Genomic DNA, 16,965 nt, shown 5'->3' on the forward strand with positions numbered 1-16,965 from the left:
GTGGCTGAGCGTTTCGTCTACGACGTGCCCGTGCGCTGGTCCGACATGGACGCGTACGGGCACGTCAACAACGCGCGCTTCCTCACCCTCTACGAGGAGGCGCGTGTGGCGATGTTCTTCGTCGGAGCCAAGGCGCACGGCCTCGGCTCCTTCGAGGAGGGCATCGTGATCGCCCGGCACGAGATCGACTACGTGCGGCCCATCGACTTCGGTGATCCGGTCCGCATCGAGATGTGGATCTCCGAGCTGCGGGCCGCGTCGTTCACCGTGTCGTACGAACTCTTCGACGACGGCGTTCTGGCCAGCCGGGCGAAGTCCGTCTGCGTGCCGTACCACCTGGTCCAGGGTCATCCACGCCGGCTGTCTGACGCCGAGCGGGACTTTCTCAAGCCGTACACCGAGGTGTCTTGATGAACGTAGACCGGTCATGAGTGAGCACGGCCTGCTCGGGGTTCCCGACGCAGGCGCGTTCCTGGCGCGACTCGCCCGGCTCGATCCGGCCGCGCCGGTGCGGCTCCGATCGTCCGGCGGCCGGACAGCGCTTTGGGCCCGGCTCCCGTGGGAGGTGCTTGTCACCCGTGAGGTGGCCGGTCCGGGGCCGGGTGACGCCACGGTGGTCGCGGCGGATCTGCTCGCCGTACTCGCGGCCGGTGGGACGGCGTTGCCGGAGCGGCGGGACACCCTGTGGCGCTGGCCGCTGCCGCCGCCCGCGAGCCGGGCCGTCGAGTCGATCGCCGGTGCCGAACTGGCTCAGCTCGCCGCCGCGGCCGCCGGGACGCTGCGGGAGATCGCGTCCGGCGGGATGTCCGGGCGTGCTGTCGGCCAGCGGGCGGTGCGCGACGCTCTTCTCGATCACGTGGCGCTGGTGGTCACTCCGGACGACGGCGAGCCGGTGCAGATCTCCCAGCGGCTCGTGCAGGCCGTCGCCCGAATGGGTTTCCTCGGCCCGAGGGGCGCGGAACCGGCTGAGGCGAGAGTTCGGGTGGCCGGCGGCTGGGTGGGAATTTCCGCACCATATGGAGTAGCTTGGCGACAGAGCGTTCATAAATTGACCGTTATGCCGATGGTGAGTCACCCGAAAGGGTGACCCCGGGTCGTTCTTCCGGTCCCGCCCTCCCGTTGGGGGGATGACCTTCAGGAGGCGTGCGGGTACCGTCGGCCCTCGGATCCACTGCAACGTCCGGCATGGGTCTGTTGGGGAGCGAGGTGCACACGATGCCGTGGTGGTCATGGCGTCCGGGATCGGCTGCGGGCAACCAGCAGTCGGATACCGGCGGCGAGGTTGCGGTGCAGAGCAGCGTTCGCGTCGGTGTCCCGGCCCAGCGCGAGCCGAGCCGCTCCGGGGTCTCGTCCGACCTGTCCACGAGTGGTTCGTCCGATGTGGTTCTTCCGGTGCAGCTGGCGCGCGTCGGCAAGGCGCTCGACAGGCTCGACATCCGGTTCCTCGCCGACGGCGGGGGCAGCCTGCTGGCCATGTGGGAACGGCACGCCGTGCTGTTCACCCTGGAAGGCCCGGAAGACGAGATCCTGGTCATGCGGGCCCGGCCACACGCGACGGTGCCGCCCGACTGGGCGGACCGCGCCTACCGCGTGGTCAACGAGTGGAACCACACGCGGCGCTTCTGCAAGGCCTACGTCGGTGACCCCACCGAGCGTGGCCAGCTCCCGATCTACGCCGAGCTGCAGGTGCCCCTCGCCGCGGGCGTCCACGACACCCTCCTGGTCGAACTCCTCGACTGCGGAGCGGCCGTGGCCACCTCGTTCGTCGACTGGCTGCACGACGAGGGCGCTTTGCTTTAATTGCTTCGCTTCGCACGGAACGCAACGGCCTGGCCCGCGATTCGCCGCCGGTGTGTTGGGACGCGATTTTCCGCCGCCCGCAAACCCCGCGGGCGTCGAAAAACCGAGTCCCAACACACCGGCGGCGAATCGCGGGCCAGGCCGTTGCGTTCCGTGCGAAGTAGGCAGGCCGGCTAACTGGGCAGGGGGAACATGCCCAGCCGGCCGTGGTATTCGCGGCCCAGCTGATCGGTGTCCGAGCCCACCAGCAGGCCGTTGCGGGTCACCAGGAAGGCGCGTACACCCACGCCACGCGACCGGGTCGGGTTCCACTCCAGGGCCTTGCCGGTGCTCGGGTTGACCGCGCCGATCCCGGGCCGCGACACCGCACCCGGGCCGGGGCCGTTCCCGTCGGTGCCGTACGGGTTGTCGAACCACCGCTGGTGCCCGCCCAGGTAGACGGCCGGTCCGGTGATCGCCACCGCGTACAGCGAGTCCCCGCCGGTCCGCTGCACCCACGTCGGGTTCTGCTGGCCCGCCGTCCGGGTCTCGAACCGCGTCGCCGAGTCGCACAGCTTCTGCGCCGACGACGCCCGCCCGGTCGCCGCCACCACGATGTAGGAGCCGTCCGGCGAGAACTTCACCTGCCGCAGGTACGTGTCGAAGCCCTTCATGCAGGTCGGCTTGAACGCGTCGGTGTACCAGCCGGTCAGCGCCGCACCCGGGCCGCCCACGTCGAAGAGCGCGATCTGCGTACGGTCGGCGGTCCCCGACCGCAGGAAGGCGCCGACCGCGATCAGCTTCCGCCCGTCCAGCGAGACGTCGAAGTGCTCCACCCGGGTGCGCTTGAGACCCGGACCGGCCAGCCGCGCGTCGAAGCCCTGGTCGACGATCCCGGTGTAGGCGTTGAGCCGGACCAGGCCGACCCGCTGCACCCCGTTGACCGCGGAGAACGTGCCGCCCGCGTACAGGTGGTCACCACGGCTCACGACGGCCCGCACGTCACCCCAGTTGACCCGGGCGCCGAACGAGGCGTACCGCCCGCCGTCGACAAGCGAGACCCGGGCCAGGCCGCGCTGCGCCGTACCGTTGACGCTCTTGAACGCCCCGCCCAGGTAGACCGAATGCTCCGGCCCGGTGGCCAGCGAGTAGACCGCGCCGTCCACCTCCGGGGCGAACGTCCGGATCGCACCGTCCCACAACCCGAACGCGAAGATGTTCTTGCGTGCGTAGACCTGCCGGCGGCTGCTGTCGGTGACCTTGGTGAACGCCCCGCCCACCACTACCGTGTCGCCGACCAGCGCGATCGACCACACGGTGCCGTCGAGCACGTGCGGTGTCCAGTCCACCGGATCGGCGGAGACGACCGTCGGGTGGTAGGTGTCGGCCGTCGCCGCCGGTGCGGCGGCTATTGCCGGAACGGCGACGGCCGCGACCGCGGCGGCTGCGAGCAGGCGACGGCGCATGACAGGGCTCCCCGGATCGTGATTGACAATCCGATCAACGAGCCAACCGCCGGACGCGTCACTGCCCGGTCGCGGGCTCCGTGGGATCCATCGTGTTCACCATGAAATAGGCCGCCCGCTCCAGATAGTCCCAGAGCTGGGTGCGGGCCGGCTCGGGCAGGCCGAGGGAGTCGACCGCCACCCGCATGTGGTGCAGCCAGGCATCCCGTGCCGCCGCGTCGACCTGGAACGGCGCGTGCCGCATCCGCAGCCGCGGATGACCGCGGCTGTCGGAGTACGTGGTGGGTCCGCCCCAGTACTGCATCAGGAAGAGCGCGAACCGGTCGGCAGCCGGCCCGAGATCCTCCTCGGGGTACATCGGCCGCAGCAGCGGGTCCTCCGCCACGCCCTCGTAGAACTTGTCCACGAGGCGCCGGAAGGTGGGCTCGCCGCCCACGGCGTCGAAGAAGGTGGGTGCGCTCACCGTTCCATCCTTCCACTCACGGCCGGACATCGATCAGGTCGCCCCGCCCTGCTGCGGACCGGCGGCCGGCGGCGCGGAGTTGTCCGGCCCGCCCAGCCACGCCGGCGGCACGGCACTGCGCGGCAGCCGGGAGGCGGCGATCCGCTCCGACATGCCGGTCGTCTCCAGCGCCTCGGTCAGCGCCCGGCGCAGATCACGCTGGATCGCGATCTGACTGTCGGCGGTCGTCTTGGCGATCGTCCGGATCACCGCGCCGTCCACGGTCAGCTGCTCCACGCCGACCACGTCCGGCGGCTCCAGGAACCCCGTCTCGTGGTCCGGGTCGTGCGCGACGGTCTCGGCGGCGGCCTTCAGCACCACGACCGCCTCCTCCGAACTCACGAAGCCGATCGGGATGTCGATCACGACCATGGCCCAGCCCTGGCTCTTGTTACCGACCCGGACGATCTCGCCGTTGCGGATGTACCACAGCACACCGCGCGCGTCGCGCACCGTGGTGATCCGCAGACCGACACTTTCCACCACGCCGGTGGCCTCACCCAGGTCGACGGTGTCGCCGACGCCGTACTGGTCCTCCAGCAGCATGAAAAGGCCGGCGATCAGGTCCTTGACCAGGCTCTGCGCACCGAAGCCGAGGGCCACGCCGACGATCCCGGCGCTGGCCAGCAGCGGGGCCAGGTTGAAGCCCAGTTCGCCCATCACCAGCAGGGCCGCCATGGTGAAGATCACCGCACTGACGAAGCTGCGCAGCACCGACGCGATCGCCTCGGCCCGCTGCCGCCGCCGCTCGGGGATGAAGGTCCCCTCCTCGGCGGTGACCGTCACCTTCTCCTTCAGCGGCTTCAGCAGTGCCGGCATCGAGGCCCGCGACGTGCTGGTGGCCAGCCGGGAGATCGCGCGGTGCAGAAGCCACCGGATCAGCAGCGCGATCAGGACGATCGCGGCTATCCGCAGCGGCTTGATCAGGACCACGTAGCTGCTGGAGGCGAACCACTGGTTCCCGGTCCACTCGTAGATCTGCGTGCACAGGGCGTCGTCCGTGCAGACCGGCGTCGTGAAGACGTCGACCGAGGCGGACGGACCGGGGGTGGGGCCGAAGACGAACACGGGAAGTCAAGGTACCGGGTTTCCCTGGGCTAAGACCTCAGACGTTTACCGAACGGCTACGGATTCTGCTCGCAATTTGGTTATTCATCAGGGACTATTGGCGCACGGGACTCGCTCAGCGAGTCCCACATCACACACGCATGGGCTATGGGAGCGGTTACAAGCAACTGACACCGGAAGGGTGATCGCGATGCCTGACATACGACCCACGGTTGGCTCTTCCGCGTTAGTCCTGAACGCTACCTACGAGCCGCTGTGCGTCGTATCGGTGCGTCGAGCCACCATTCTCGTCCTGACCGCCAAGGCGGAGTGCGTCTCCGACGGTGACGGCATCCTGCACAGCGCGCACCAGAATCTCCCGGTCCCGTCGGTGGTCCGTCTCACGCGGTATGTGAAGGTGCCGTACCGCACCCATGTCGGACTCTCCCGCCGCGCCATCTTCGCCCGTGACGGCGGCCGCTGCGCCTACTGCCGCGGTTCCGCCGAGACCATCGACCATGTCTTCCCCCGCAGCCGCGGTGGCCTGCACGCCTGGGACAACGTCGTGGCCGCCTGCGCGAAGTGCAATCACAGCAAGGGTGACAAGACCCCCGCCGAGCTGGGCTGGCGCCTGCACGCCGCCCCGGCCGCCCCGCGTGGCGTCGCGTGGCGAGTGCTCGGACACCGGACCCCCGACCCCCGCTGGCGGGACTGGCTCGACCTGCCCGACCCCGTCCTGACGGCGGCGGAGGCCGCCTGAGCGGCGCCCGGAACGGGCCTCAGCCCTTCCAGCGGCGCCCGGAACCGGCCTCAGCCCTTCCAGCGGCGCCCGGAACCGGCCTCAGCCCTTCCGCGCGGAGACGAGCGAGGCGAAGACGACGATGTTGTCCTCGTAGCCCTCCTCACCACCCAGCCAGCGGCCGCCACACGTCATGAGCCGCAGCGACGGGCGGCTGTAGTCGCCGTAGACGCGCCGCATCGGCAGGTCGTTCTTGTCGAACGTCTCCACCGAGTTGACCTCGAAGACGGCGACCGACCCGTCCGCGCGCCGGACCTTGATCTCCTGGCCCGGCCTCATCTCGTCGAGCTCGTGGAAGACCGACGGCCCGGTCCGGGTGTCCGCGTGCCCGACGATCAGCGCCGGCCCGAACTGCCCCGGTGTCGGCCCGCCCTCGAACCAGCCGGCCTCGTTGTGCCGTTTCAGCGGCGGCACGTCGACCGAACCGTCGTTGGCCAGCCCCACCTCGAGAACCGGCGCGGAAACCCGTAGCGCCGGGATCTCCAGCCGTTCCGGACGGCTCGGGTCCATCACCGGGAACGCCCGCGGCGGGGGCTCGTCCGCTCCCCGGAACAGGCTGCCGATGTCGAACCCGGTCGCGGCGCCGAGTCCCAGGCCGAACACGAACAGGCCGAGAAAGAACAGGACCAGCGCGGTTATCCCGACCATCCCGCCTTTGCGGCCGCGGACCGGCTGCGGTTTCGGGAACCGCCGGGGGAACGGGATCCGGAACGGGGAACGCCCGCGAATCTCCGGGGTCGGCGGCAGCGGCCCGGTGATCGCACCCGGTGGGGGAGCCACGATGACCTGGGCCGGCCGCTTGCGTGCGACGGCCGCCGGTACCCGGGCGCCCGGCGGTGGCTGTTTCCCGCTGGCCACGCCGGCCTCAGCCGACTCGCCGGCGCAGCGACACGGCACCGAGCGCCAGCCCAGCCAGCGCGATGACGAGGCCGCCGCCCATCAGCAGGGGTGCGGGCGAGTCGTCCGAGGTCCCGCCGAACCCGGTGGCCGGGCCACGGGACGGTTCCACGCGGGCGACCACGTGCAGGACGGCCGTGGCGGCTCCGCCGTCCGGGCAGGTCAGGGCGACCGGATAGTCACCCGTGTCGGTGTCGGCGGGGACCCGTACCGTCGCCGTGAGAAAGCCGAACTCGGGCGCGACGGTGACCGTGCCGATGGGCTCGCCCCGCACCGTGGCGGCCTTGAGGTTCTCGTCGCACGACGCGCGCAGCGCGATCTCGTCCCCCGCCCGCACCGTGCTGGGATTAAGTTCCACGAAGACGGCCGCGGCGGCCGCCGGTGAGCCGCCCGTCAGGGCGATCGTCAGGCCCGCGACGACGGCGGGGACGAACGTGCGCATGAGCTCCCCCTCCTGCCGTTCGCGACGGAAAGTACGCGGACGGCGCGTGAGGGTGATTTTCGCACCCCGGCACACATTCCGCGTAGATCCCGACGGCGTGAGACCCCGGTTCGAGACCCGACGGTCCGGGACGACACGCGCTCCGCTACGGTGATTGATGTTCGGAATAAGAGGATCACCGTGCGCCTGGGGGCGTTCCGTTGTCAGTAATCAGTACCGTTCTGGTCTTCGTGATCATTCCGGCCGCGATCATCGCCGCGATCGCGACTCTCGTGCTTGCCGGCTCCGACCGGTCCAAGCCGGACCGCCGCTACCGTCCGGGCCGGCCCTACGACTTCCCGGCCATGTGGTTCACCGCCACGCCGCAGCACGTGGCGCCGGCCGGCGACGCCTACACCTCCGGGCTGATCATCGAGGACAGCTCCGGCTCACCCGTCCGCCCCGGTCCTACAGGAGGCGCAAGTGACAGTTGGTGAGGTAACCCCGGTCGAACAGCCGGCCGACGGTCCGTTCTCGACCCGTCAGCTGCTTCGCCTGGACGAGGCGCTCCGTGTCGCCGATCAGGTGACCGGGCTCCACTTCAGCATCTACCTCGGCCCGCTCGAGGAGCCGGTGCGCGAGTCGGCGGAGAAACTGCACGCGCAGACCCGCAACCCGAAGCGCGCGGTGCTGATCGCGGTCTCACCGAACCAGCGCAAGCTGGAGATCATCACCGGCTCCGACGCCCGCAGGCGCATCTCCGACCGCGACGCCAAGCTGGCCGGCCTGTCGATGGCCGCCTCGTTCGGCGGTGGCGACCTGGCCGGTGGCCTGCTGATCGGTATCGACCAGCTGGCCTCGCACGCCGGCCGGTCCTGAGCGCCTCGCAACCCGGCTGAACTGAGCTGGGTCGGCCGGGCCTCAACCGGGCCGGGGTTGGCAGCCGGTCCGGGAGTGTCAGCGCCAGGTCGCCGGATCCACCCGCACCGGGTACGGGCTGTCCATTCTCGCCTGCTCCTCGGCAGCCACGTCCTGGACCGGGCGGTAACCCGCCCCGTCCAGGGTGAACGCCCGCAGGACCGGTCCGGCTTCCAGCCGCCAATACGCCGGGATGCCCGCCGACGCGTAGACGGCCGGTTTGAGCAGCCGGTCGTATCGCCGGGTCTCGTCGGACTCGACCTCCACGACCAGGGCGACGTCGGCCGGGTCCACCCAGATGGCGCCGGACGAGTGCGGCCGCAGCACGGTCACGTCCGGGACGAGGTTGCTGTCCTCGAACGCGATGCCGAGGCGGGCGCACACCCACCAGCCGGGCGGCGCGGCCGACCGCAGGGTGGCGACGATCGACTCGACGAGCGAGTCGTGCCGCGCTGTCGCGGGCGGCGTGACATGCAGGCTGCCGTCGAGGATCTCGTACCGATGACCGTCCTGCGGGAACAGGTGCAGGTCAGGTTGGGTCCATCGCCCCTCGGGCGCGTTCCACCGTACCGGGGAACCCTGGCTCAGCATCGTCACAGGCCACCTCCATCACCGCGGAGTGCCAGCGTACTCACACACAGTTGTTTCCTGTGGGTTATCGGCCGGTAAGTTGTGGCATGTGAAAGGCCCGTCCCACTTTCGAGGGACGGGCCGTAATCACATTCGGTCAGGACGCGGCCTTGTCCTTGGCTCGCGCCTTGAGCGCCCGCAGCACGCCGTCCCGGCCCTCGGCCACCAGCCGGCGCAGCGACGCCGGGTGCCCGTCCCGGGCCAGCCAGGCGTCGGTGAGCGCCACCGTCTCCTCGCTGATCTGGTACGCCGGGTAGGCCAGGGTCGCGAACTCCTGAGCCGGTTCGCTGTCCGAGCGCGCCCAGACGTCCGCCGCCACCTCGAAGAACTTCTCCGCGTACGGCGCGGTCAGGGCCACCTGACGGGTGCTCTGGAAGCCCTGCAGCAGCGACCGGTTGAGCCAGTTCGGCGGGGCCTGCGGACCGGTCAGCTCGGCCCACACGCGAGCCTTGTTCTCCGCTGTCGGCAGCAGCGCCCGGGCGATCGCCGCCTCCCGCTCACCACTGGCCGTCCGGTCGCAGGCCAGCTCGTCGTCGATCTCGGACTCGGCGGCCGCCCCCAGAGCGGACAGCGCCTGCAGAAGCGACCAGCGCAGCTCGGTGTCGACCACCAGACCGGCCGGCTTCTCCTGCCCGGACAGCCAGCCGCGCAGCACCGCGGCCTGCTCCGGCGTCCGCGCCGCGGTGATGAACGCCCGCGCCCAGGTCAGCTGCCAGCCGCTGCCCGGCTCGGCCACGGCCAGCTGCCGCTGCGCCAGATCGGCGAGCAGCCCCCAGCCGGTCGGCGCCCACGCCGGGTCGGCGAAGCTGGTCAACGCCATCCCGGCCTGCCGGAGCGTGGCCGTGGTGAGGTTGATGTCGCTCTCGGCGGGCAGACCCGCCACGACCAGGGCCACGTAGTCGCGGGCCGGCAGCTCGGCGTCGCGCAGCATGTCCCACGCCGCCGCCCAGGACAGCGCCCGCGGCAGCGCCGAGTCGAAACCGGCGATGTGCCGCACCAGGGTGGCCATCGACCGCTCGTCCAGCCGCAGCTTCGCGTAGGTGAGGTCCTCGTCGTTGACCAGGAGCAGGTCCGGCGCCTTCACCCCGGTCAGGGCGTCGACGGCGGTGCGCTCACCGGCCACGTCGGCCTCGATCAGCTCGCGCCGGACCAGCCGGTCACCGTCGAGGTCGTACAGGCCGATGCCGACCCGGTGGGTACGCAGGGTCGGGTACCCCGAAGGGGCCTCCTGCTGCACGACGACGCTGGTGTAGTTGCCGTCGCCGTCCACCTCCACGATCGGGCGCAGCGTGTTCACCTGAGCCGTCTCGAGCCACTGCGCGGCGAACTTGCGCAGTTCCCGGCCGGACGCGGTCTCCAGTTCGGTCAGCAGGTCGTCGAAGGTGGCGTTGCTCCACGCGTACTTGCCGAAGTAGGCCCGCAGACCGGTCAGGAACGGGTCCAGGCCGACGTAGGCGACCAGCTGCTTGATCACGCTGGCGCCCTTGGCGTACGTGATGCCGTCGAAGTTGACCTCGACCGCCTCCAGGTCCGGCATCTCGCAGTAGACCGGGTGGGTGGAGGAGAGCTGGTCCTGGCGGTAACCCCAGGCCTTGCGGATGGACAGGAACGTCGACCAGGCGTCGGAGAACCGGGTCGCCTCGGTGTTGCACCAGTGGCTCGCCCACTCGGCGAACGACTCGTTCAGCCACAGGTCGTTCCACCAGCGCATGGTCACCAGGTCGCCGAACCACATGTGCGCGAGCTCGTGCAGGATGGTGTTGGCGCGCTGCTCGTACTCGTAGTCGGTGACCTGCGAGCGGAAGATGTAATGCGACTCGGCGTGGGTGACGCAGCCGAAGTTCTCCATCGCGCCGGCGTTGAAGTCCGGCACCCACAGCTGGTCGTACTTGGGCAGCGGGTACCGGACGCCGAACTTCTCGTGGAAGAAGTCGAAGCCCTGCTTGGTGATCAGGAACAGGTCGTCGGCGTCCAGGTAGCGGGCCATCGAGGCGCGGCAGAAGACGCCCAGCTCGATGCCGTCGTGCGAGTCGCGGACCTCGTGGTACGGCCCGGCGCAGATCGCCGTGATGTAGGTGCTCATCAGCGGCGAGGTGGCGAAGTGCACCGTCTTGGCGCCGAACGCGGCCGCCTCCTCGGACTCCACCGGCATGTTCGAGACGACCTTCCAGTGCCCCGGCGCCGTCACGTGCCACGTGTAGACGCTCTTGAGGTCGGGCTGGTCGAAACACGCGTAGGCGCGCTGCGCGTCTGCCGTCTCGAACTGGCTGTAGAGGTAGACCTCCTTGTCGACCGGGTCGAGGCTGCGCTGCAGCCCCTGGCCGCTCGCCGAGTAACCGAAGTCGCCGTCGACGACCAGGGTGTTCTCGGCGGCGAGACCGGCAAGCGGGAGACCGTTCTCGGGTGACCAACCGCTGAGGTCCAGCGCTTCGCCGTTCAGCGTCGCGGAGTGGATCTTCGCGGCGGCCGCCTCGATGAACGTCGCCGCGCCCGGCTCGGCGCACCGGAAGTTGATCACTGCGGTGGACCGGAACGTCTCGGAGCCGGGATTGCCGTGCCCGTCGGTCAGGTCGAGGGTGATGTCGTACCCCGTCACCTCGAGCAATCGACCACGCTCCGCAGCCTCGACCTGGGTCAGGTTGTGAACACCGGCCACGTGCACTCTCCTTCGAGCTGATAGCTGATTGCTTTTCCCGAAGCCTATGCGGCGACGGCGACGTAACTCACCCCGACTGTGCCCGTACGAAGGAGGAAGATCGAAGGATGACTGAACGTGCCACCGTCGACATGTGGTTCGACCCGCTCTGCCCGTGGGCCTGGATGACCTCCCGCTGGTTGCTGGAAGTGGAGAAGGTCCGCCCGCTGGACGTCCGTTTCAACGTCATGAGCCTCTCGGTGCTCAACGAGGGCCGCGACGAACTGCCCGACATCTACAAGGAGATGATGGCCAAGGGCTGGGGTCCGGTCCGGGTCTGCATCGCCGCCGCCGAGGCCGCCGGTCCCGCGGTTCTGCGGGACCTCTACACCGCGCTGGGCACCCGTATCCATCTGCGGAAGTACGAGATCGACGACCCGAAGCTGTACACCGAGGCGCTCGCCGAGGCCGGTCTCGACGAGAGCCTGGCCGAGGCGGCGCACACCGACGCCCGCGACGAGGCGCTGCGGGAGAGCCACAACGCCGGCATGAAGCCGGTCGGCACCGACGTCGGCACCCCGGTCATCCACGCGCCGGGCCCGAACCCGGGCGAGACCGTCGCCTTCTTCGGCCCGGTGGTCACTCCGGCACCGAAGGGTGAGGCGGCCGGCAAGCTGTGGGACGGCGTGGTCCTCGTCGCCGGCACCCCCGGCTTCTACGAGCTCAAGCGCAGTCGCGACCTGGGCCCGATCTTCGACTGAGAAAAACCGTTGCCATTCGGTGGCGGTCGCCGGGAAACGCGATCCCGGGGCGAAGATCCGTCGTTGGATGAGGTGATGTACACCTCATCCAACGCGGAGGCGGTAATGCCCCACAGTGAATCGGCCGGGTCGAGTATCAGCGTTCAGCGCGGAGTGTGGGCCGATTTGTCCCCTGATGTGGCCTCTATGCTCGCCCCTCCGGTGACCGTCACGGCAAGCGCGATCCAACGAGCGATGAACTCACCGGCTACGGCACAGTTGAGCAGGTCACCGGTGGCGATGCCGGTTGGTAAGCATCGGCGGCACTCCGGGTAAGTTGCCTGCCATGACGGTCGTGCACCCGATCAAACTGGCCTGGATCACCAACGGAGGTACCGGGGCCCAGAATTACGACGAGTTCGCCGACGACGCCGAAATCACCGACATCATCAAGGCCAACCCGCACAGCGCGCTGGCCGTCGAGATGCCGCACCTCGCGCCCGAGTCCCTCGGGAAGTCCTTCCTCGAGTCGCTGCCGGACGCCGTAGTCCGCCTGCAGCGGGATCAGGCCGAGGAGAAGTACCGGCAAGCCGAGCACGTCGTGGTGCTCTACCGCATCACCGCAACGGGCGAGGCGCCCGCCTACGGCCTGTGGAGCACGGTCGAGACCGGCCAGATCTCCACCAGCGCCGACGAGCCCGGCCTGGTCATCCGCAACGAGGACGTCTTCATCAGCAAGGTCCGCGAGCGGGTCGCGCTGGCCGAGGCGGTCGGCGCGCTGCTCTCCCCGGTCCTGCTCCTGCAGACCGGCCGCGGCGAGGAGCTGCACGCCGCGCTGGCCGAGGCGATCGACGCGGCCGGTGAGCCGGCCGCCACCGACGTGGACGCCGCCGGTCGTACCCACGCGATCTGGCCCGTCGGTCCCGGTGAGCTCCAGGAGCGGCTGCTGGCCCTGGCCGGCGGCGGCGAGCTGGTGGTCGCCGACGGCAACCATCGCAGCCTGGCCGCACAGACCGGCGGCCTCGAGCGGTTCCTGGCCGTCGTCACCACCCCGGCGTCGGTCTTCATCCAGCCCTACAACCGCCTGGTCAGCGAGCTGCCGGCGTCGATCGACGAACTTCTGGAACGACTCCGCAAGGCCGGTGCCACGGTCACCGAGCTGCCGCGCGCCGCGCAACTCCCGGCCAAGGGCACCATCGAGGTGTACGCCTCCGGCCGGACCTTCGCGATCACGCTGCCGTCCGACCCCGCCGGCACCTCGGTGGAGAACCTGGACCACGCCCTGGTCGAGCGGGTCCTGCTGCGTGACTCGCTCGGTCTCGACCCGGGCGACAAGCGGATCTCGTACATCGGTGGCGACTACCCGGTCGAGTGGCTGCGCGGCGAGGTCGACGCGGGCCGTGCCGAGCTGGCGATCCTCATCGCCCCGGTGACCGTCGACGACTTCGTCGAGGTGAACCTGGAACGGCTCAAGCTGCCCCGCAAGAGCACCTGGTTCACTCCGAAGGCCCGAGGCGGCCTGGTCGTGGCCGACATCCGCTGATGTTGCACCCGCAGGTGACAGCCGCCGCCCAGTTGCGGCGGCGGCTCTCGCCGGAGGAACTGGCGGCCGACCCCTATCAGAGGCTGCTCGCGGTCCGGGCCGCGATGGAGGACGCGAACGAGGCCGAGACCGGTCCCGCTCTGCCGCTGCCGGTGGTCGCCGACTTCGACGCCGACGGTGTGCCGTGCCGCCTCTACGCCACCCGGGCCAACGCGCCGGTGCTGGTCTACCTGCACGGCGGCGGCTGGTGTTACGGCAGCATCGAGACGGTGGACCGGTTCTGCCGCCGCGTCGCGGACCGGTCCGGCTGTGCCGTGGTCTCGGCCGGCTACCGGCTGGCTCCCGAGCACGTCTTCCCGGCCGCCCTGGAGGACGCCGAGACGGTCCTGCGTCACCTGCGCAAGTCCGGTGAAGACCTGGGCCTGGACGTGTCCCGGCTGGCGATCGGCGGAGACAGCGCGGGCGGCCAGCTCGCCACCGTCACCGCCCGCCGGCAGCGCGACGCGGCCACCCCGCTCGACTTCCAGGTGCTGATCTACCCCGCCCTCGACCCGCTCACCTCCGCCGAGTCGTACGACGAGGTGGGGGAGTACGGCCTCGACCGCGCCTCGATGAGGCTGGCCTGGGAGACGTTCGTCCCCGATCCGATGTTGCGGCTCACCCCGGACGTGGCGCCCCTCGCGGCCGCCGACCTGTCCGGCATGCCGCCCACCCTGGTGATCACCGCGGAGTACGACGCGCTGCGCGACGAGGGCGCCGACTACGCCGACGCACTGGTCGCCGCAGGTGTGCCTGTCGTGCACACGCGATACATGGGCGTGAACCACGGTTTCGCCCGCAAACTGGCCACGATCGACGCCGCACGGGCCGCGGCTGATCAGGTGGCGTCCGCCCTGCGTTCGGCCCTCACCTTCTGAAAGACTTCGTCTCATGCGTCTCTACCTGGGTTCCGACCACGCCGGCTTCGAGCTGAAGAACCACCTCGTGAACCACCTGGCCAAGCAGGGGCACGACGTGGTGGACGTCGGACCGCACGTCTACGACGCCGAGGACGACTATCCGGCGTTCTGTTTCCACACCGGTGTCAAGGTGGTCGCCGATCCGGGCTCGCTGGGCATCGTGATCGGCGGCTCCGGCAACGGCGAGCAGATCGCCGCGAACAAGGTCCCCGGCGTCCGCTCGGCCCTCGTCTGGAAGACCGAGATCGCCGAACTGGCCCGCCAGCACAACGACAGCAACGTGATCGCCATCGGCGCCCGGCAGCACACCCTGGACGAGGCCACCGCTTTCGTCGAGGCGTTCATCGCGACGTCGTTCTCCGGCGACGCCCGGCATGCCCGGCGGATCACCCAGCTCGCCGACTACGAGGTCGCCCGTGAGCTGCCCGAGCTGCCCGAGCCGAGCGCCGGCGCCTGACCCCCGAAGCCACCACCGCCCACCCCACCGGCTCCGCCGGCCGGCCAGGCACCCTGATCCCCTGACGAGCCGTCGCCCGGCCCGCACCGCTGTCTCAGGCTCGGGGAGCCAGCGGTGCGGGCCGGCCGGATCGCTTTCAGCGGCGCGGGAGTTCCTCGCGGGGCAGCCAGTTACGCCGCACGATCGTCAGATCGCGGTCGGCCTCGGCCAGGTCGTCGTCGGACGGCCGGGACGCGTCCCGCGCCCGCAGCGCCGCGCCCACGCTTACCTGCGATGAACCTGAGCCGACCAGGCCACGCAACCCGCGTTCGGACTCCCGGTCGTCGGACCCCGGCGCACCGGGTCGTTTCGGCATGCCACCGCGAGGGGGCCGCCCGGGCGAGCGTTCAGCTGCCGGCGCCCCATCCGGGTCGGAGGTCACCACAGCCTGCACTCCGGAGACGGCCGGTGGTCCGGGAGCGTGCAGCGGCCCGGAAGCGGGTGGCGCGGGGACCGGCGGCCCAGGAGCGGGCGGCGCGGGGACCGGTGGCCCGGGAACGGGTGGCGTGGAAGGGGGTCCCGCTGGGATCGGTGGCCCAGAACCGGGTGGGGTGGGGATCGGTGGCCCGGGAACGGGGGGCCTGGGAACCGGTGGGGTAGGGACCGGAACCGGTGGAGGCCCGGGAACAGGCGGCGAGGATGGCGGCGGGCCGGGCACGGGAGTGACACCCGGCGCTGCTGCGGAAACCGGGGCTGCGGAAGCTGGGGCAGTCGAAGCCGGGATGTCGGCGGCTGGGGCGTCGGAGGGCGGCGACGACGGGGGACGTACGCGGCGGCGTCGGCGTTCGGGCTGGCCCATGCTGCCGACGGTACCGCCGCGGTGGTCAACTCAGTACACCTCGTTCGGACTCGGCAGCCGGTGCCAGCGGAACCCGATCGTCGGATCGTTGGCGGTGAGCTGCCGGACCCGGCCCGCGGCGGCGAGCGCGGCCAGCGAAGTGCCACCCAGGTAGGCGGCGCCCAGGTCGGTCACCGAGCAGGTCAGGTCGGCCGGGTCGGTGGTTGCCGTGCAGGTCGCGCCGCCGGGGCCGCCGGTGAGCCGCCAGCGCCCGGTGTTCTGCTCGAGGTTCGGGTCGGTGACCTCGATGACCACGTCGACGTCGGTGGCGTAGCGGCGGGCGGCCAGAGCGGCGGGTACGTCGATCAGGCGGACCCACAGGGCGTCGCCGAGCGCGGCACCGAGCCGGCGCGGCTCGTCGACCAGGTGGAGCAGTGGTTCCTCCACGGAACCCAGACGTACGGTCACGCTGCGGGACAGGTCGATGCCGAGCAGGAACCGCCAGAGCGCCTGGTAGGTCTCCGGGTCGGCGGCGACCACTTCACGGACCTGTACCTCGGCGTTCGGCCCGTGGTTGTTCCACCCGTCCTTGACTCGCCAGAGGGCGTAACCGGTGGGGCCGCCGGGCGTCTCGTGCACGACCGCGTAACGCTTGGTGCCGCCGCCCCGGTGCGATTCGGGGTCTCCCAGCACGAATTTCCACCACGGGTCGTTCCGGCTGGACCAGCCGATCCGCTCGGCACGTAGTTGTTCGTACACCTTGGTCATCTCGGGCAGCAGCTCCGTCGGTTCGGCCATCCGCAGCTTCCCGGACGGTTGCTCGGGCGGAGCGGGGAGACGAACCTCACGGTTCATGATGTTGAAGAAGAGGCGGGACGCGGCCGCGCCGTACCCATAACGGGGGTAGATCGAGGTTTCGCTGGCCCAGAGGACGGCCACCGATTCACGCCCGGCCGCCGCGATCTCCCGCAGCTGGCGGTGCATCATCCGGTTCAGCAGGCCGCGCCGGCGATGGGTGGGCAGCACCCCGACGCCGGAGACGTGCGCTGCCGGAATCACCGCACCGGGCACGCTCAGTTCTCGTGTGAAGGCTTGGATATGGCCCACCACCAGCCCGGCGTCCTCGGTGACCAGTGATCGGTCCACCTCGTAGACGCCCGCCTCCATCTCCTTGAGCAGCCCGGAGATGTCCTCGTGGAAGACGGTGCCGAGCAGACGGCAGATCGCCGGGAAGTCCTCGGCGTTGCTGGGGCGGAGTACTATCTCTTCCTTCATAGCCTGTGTGTAACGGACTGATGTGCCGCGCGGCGAATGATTTGTTGGCTCGCTACGCTCGACTTGTCGGCGGTCGTTGA

At 70.3% G+C, this 16,965-nt stretch carries 19 protein-coding genes; 10 read left to right on the top strand and 9 right to left on the bottom strand.

What is annotated here, in order from left to right; translation table 11 throughout:
- The 3 genes from AB0G04_RS35485 to AB0G04_RS35495 all read left to right on the top strand — a co-directional run bounded on the left by AB0G04_RS35485 (window position 1) and on the right by AB0G04_RS35495 (window position 1,800).
- Window positions 1-411: a thioesterase family protein gene (locus AB0G04_RS35485; protein WP_360992099.1), complete on the top strand. Its 411-nt coding sequence runs from the start codon at window positions 1-3 to the stop codon at window positions 409-411.
- 16 nt (window positions 412-427) lie between these two features.
- Entirely contained in the window at window positions 428-1,087 is a 660-nt protein-coding gene (locus AB0G04_RS35490) for a hypothetical protein (protein ID WP_360992101.1), read from the top strand.
- Between the two features lie 128 nt (window positions 1,088-1,215).
- A complete protein-coding gene (locus AB0G04_RS35495; protein ID WP_360992103.1) occupies window positions 1,216-1,800 on the top strand; it encodes a YbjN domain-containing protein in 585 nt (194 codons plus the stop codon).
- Window positions 1,801-1,973: 173 nt separating this feature from the next.
- Here AB0G04_RS35495 and AB0G04_RS35500 read toward each other — a convergent pair whose 3' ends face one another.
- From AB0G04_RS35500 to AB0G04_RS35510, 3 genes are read right to left on the bottom strand one after another with little or no spacing between them, the layout of a single operon-like run.
- Complete coding sequence (locus AB0G04_RS35500; protein WP_360992105.1) at window positions 1,974-3,245, bottom strand: PKD domain containing protein; 1,272 nt, start codon at window positions 3,243-3,245, stop codon at window positions 1,974-1,976.
- Between the two features lie 58 nt (window positions 3,246-3,303).
- Window positions 3,304-3,738: a globin gene (locus AB0G04_RS35505; RefSeq protein WP_360992107.1), complete on the bottom strand. Its 435-nt coding sequence runs from the start codon at window positions 3,736-3,738 to the stop codon at window positions 3,304-3,306.
- Window positions 3,739-3,741: 3 nt separating this feature from the next.
- The gene (locus AB0G04_RS35510; protein WP_360992243.1) at window positions 3,742-4,737 is read right to left on the bottom strand and encodes a mechanosensitive ion channel family protein; all 996 of its coding nucleotides are present in this window, start codon (window positions 4,735-4,737) and stop codon (window positions 3,742-3,744) included.
- A 268-nt stretch (window positions 4,738-5,005) separates the two neighbouring features.
- Here AB0G04_RS35510 and AB0G04_RS35515 point away from each other — a divergent pair, with 268 nt between their 5' ends.
- Entirely contained in the window at window positions 5,006-5,554 is a 549-nt protein-coding gene (locus tag AB0G04_RS35515; RefSeq protein WP_360992110.1) for an HNH endonuclease, read from the top strand.
- Between the two features lie 81 nt (window positions 5,555-5,635).
- Here the strand turns inward: AB0G04_RS35515 and AB0G04_RS35520 are convergent, their stop codons facing one another.
- Complete coding sequence (locus AB0G04_RS35520; protein ID WP_360992112.1) at window positions 5,636-6,451, bottom strand: class F sortase; 816 nt, start codon at window positions 6,449-6,451, stop codon at window positions 5,636-5,638.
- A gap of 7 nt (window positions 6,452-6,458) precedes the next feature.
- On the bottom strand, window positions 6,459-6,932 hold the full coding sequence (locus AB0G04_RS35525) for a hypothetical protein (RefSeq protein ID WP_360992114.1): 474 nt from the start codon (window positions 6,930-6,932) through the stop codon (window positions 6,459-6,461).
- Window positions 6,933-7,162: 230 nt separating this feature from the next.
- On the opposite strand from AB0G04_RS35525, the gene AB0G04_RS35530 reads away from it, so the two are divergent.
- Both AB0G04_RS35530 and AB0G04_RS35535 read left to right on the top strand, forming a co-directional pair.
- Window positions 7,163-7,408 (top strand): hypothetical protein, encoded by a 246-nt coding sequence (locus AB0G04_RS35530; RefSeq protein ID WP_360992116.1) that lies wholly within the window; start codon window positions 7,163-7,165, stop codon window positions 7,406-7,408.
- The gene (locus tag AB0G04_RS35535) at window positions 7,395-7,790 is read left to right on the top strand and encodes a DUF5130 family protein (protein ID WP_360992118.1); all 396 of its coding nucleotides are present in this window, start codon (window positions 7,395-7,397) and stop codon (window positions 7,788-7,790) included. The genes AB0G04_RS35530 and AB0G04_RS35535 overlap by 14 nt, the downstream gene beginning before the upstream one ends.
- Window positions 7,791-7,868: 78 nt before the next feature.
- Here AB0G04_RS35535 and AB0G04_RS35540 read toward each other — a convergent pair whose 3' ends face one another.
- Window positions 7,869-8,420, bottom strand: coding sequence for a Uma2 family endonuclease (locus tag AB0G04_RS35540; RefSeq protein ID WP_360992246.1), 552 nt, complete (start codon window positions 8,418-8,420; stop codon window positions 7,869-7,871).
- A gap of 136 nt (window positions 8,421-8,556) precedes the next feature.
- Window positions 8,557-11,115 carry an aminopeptidase N gene (gene pepN, locus AB0G04_RS35545; protein WP_360992121.1) on the bottom strand — a complete coding sequence of 853 codons (2,559 nt, stop codon included), beginning with the start codon at window positions 11,113-11,115 and terminating at the stop codon, window positions 8,557-8,559.
- 107 nt (window positions 11,116-11,222) lie between these two features.
- On the opposite strand from pepN, the gene AB0G04_RS35550 reads away from it, so the two are divergent.
- The 4 genes from AB0G04_RS35550 to AB0G04_RS35565 all read left to right on the top strand — a co-directional run bounded on the left by AB0G04_RS35550 (window position 11,223) and on the right by AB0G04_RS35565 (window position 14,793).
- Window positions 11,223-11,855, top strand: a complete 633-nt coding sequence (locus AB0G04_RS35550) for a disulfide bond formation protein DsbA (protein ID WP_360992124.1) — start codon at window positions 11,223-11,225, stop codon at window positions 11,853-11,855.
- Between the two features lie 325 nt (window positions 11,856-12,180).
- A complete protein-coding gene (locus AB0G04_RS35555; protein WP_360992127.1) occupies window positions 12,181-13,377 on the top strand; it encodes a DUF1015 family protein in 1,197 nt (398 codons plus the stop codon).
- Window positions 13,377-14,294, top strand: coding sequence for an alpha/beta hydrolase (locus AB0G04_RS35560; RefSeq protein ID WP_360992129.1), 918 nt, complete (start codon window positions 13,377-13,379; stop codon window positions 14,292-14,294). Before AB0G04_RS35555 ends, AB0G04_RS35560 begins: the two co-directional genes overlap by 1 nt.
- Before the next feature lie 13 nt (window positions 14,295-14,307).
- Entirely contained in the window at window positions 14,308-14,793 is a 486-nt protein-coding gene (locus AB0G04_RS35565; protein WP_360992132.1) for a ribose-5-phosphate isomerase, read from the top strand.
- A 136-nt stretch (window positions 14,794-14,929) separates the two neighbouring features.
- Here the strand turns inward: AB0G04_RS35565 and AB0G04_RS35570 are convergent, their stop codons facing one another.
- A complete protein-coding gene (locus tag AB0G04_RS35570; protein ID WP_360992134.1) occupies window positions 14,930-15,148 on the bottom strand; it encodes a hypothetical protein in 219 nt (72 codons plus the stop codon).
- 513 nt (window positions 15,149-15,661) lie between these two features.
- Window positions 15,662-16,885, bottom strand: a complete 1,224-nt coding sequence (locus tag AB0G04_RS35575; protein WP_360992136.1) for a GNAT family N-acetyltransferase — start codon at window positions 16,883-16,885, stop codon at window positions 15,662-15,664.
- Window positions 16,886-16,965: the final 80 nt, after the last annotated feature.

Source organism: Actinoplanes sp. NPDC023801 (genome assembly GCF_040639655.1).
GTDB lineage: Bacteria > Actinomycetota > Actinomycetes > Mycobacteriales > Micromonosporaceae > Actinoplanes.

Coding starts and splice junctions, on each gene's coding strand:
- AB0G04_RS35490 (WP_360992101.1), top strand. CDS start 428: ATGAGTGAGCACGGCCTGCTCGGGGTTCCCGACGCAGGCGCGTTCCTG.
- AB0G04_RS35495 (WP_360992103.1), top strand. CDS start 1,216: ATGCCGTGGTGGTCATGGCGTCCGGGATCGGCTGCGGGCAACCAGCAG.
- AB0G04_RS35500 (WP_360992105.1), bottom strand. CDS start 3,245: ATGCGCCGTCGCCTGCTCGCAGCCGCCGCGGTCGCGGCCGTCGCCGTT.
- AB0G04_RS35505 (WP_360992107.1), bottom strand. CDS start 3,738: ATGTCCGGCCGTGAGTGGAAGGATGGAACGGTGAGCGCACCCACCTTC.
- AB0G04_RS35515 (WP_360992110.1), top strand. CDS start 5,006: ATGCCTGACATACGACCCACGGTTGGCTCTTCCGCGTTAGTCCTGAAC.
- AB0G04_RS35525 (WP_360992114.1), bottom strand. CDS start 6,932: ATGCGCACGTTCGTCCCCGCCGTCGTCGCGGGCCTGACGATCGCCCTG.
- AB0G04_RS35540 (WP_360992246.1), bottom strand. CDS start 8,420: ATGCTGAGCCAGGGTTCCCCGGTACGGTGGAACGCGCCCGAGGGGCGA.
- AB0G04_RS35550 (WP_360992124.1), top strand. CDS start 11,223: ATGACTGAACGTGCCACCGTCGACATGTGGTTCGACCCGCTCTGCCCG.
- AB0G04_RS35555 (WP_360992127.1), top strand. CDS start 12,181: ATGACGGTCGTGCACCCGATCAAACTGGCCTGGATCACCAACGGAGGT.
- AB0G04_RS35560 (WP_360992129.1), top strand. CDS start 13,377: ATGTTGCACCCGCAGGTGACAGCCGCCGCCCAGTTGCGGCGGCGGCTC.
- AB0G04_RS35565 (WP_360992132.1), top strand. CDS start 14,308: ATGCGTCTCTACCTGGGTTCCGACCACGCCGGCTTCGAGCTGAAGAAC.
- AB0G04_RS35570 (WP_360992134.1), bottom strand. CDS start 15,148: ATGCCGAAACGACCCGGTGCGCCGGGGTCCGACGACCGGGAGTCCGAA.
- AB0G04_RS35575 (WP_360992136.1), bottom strand. CDS start 16,885: ATGAAGGAAGAGATAGTACTCCGCCCCAGCAACGCCGAGGACTTCCCG.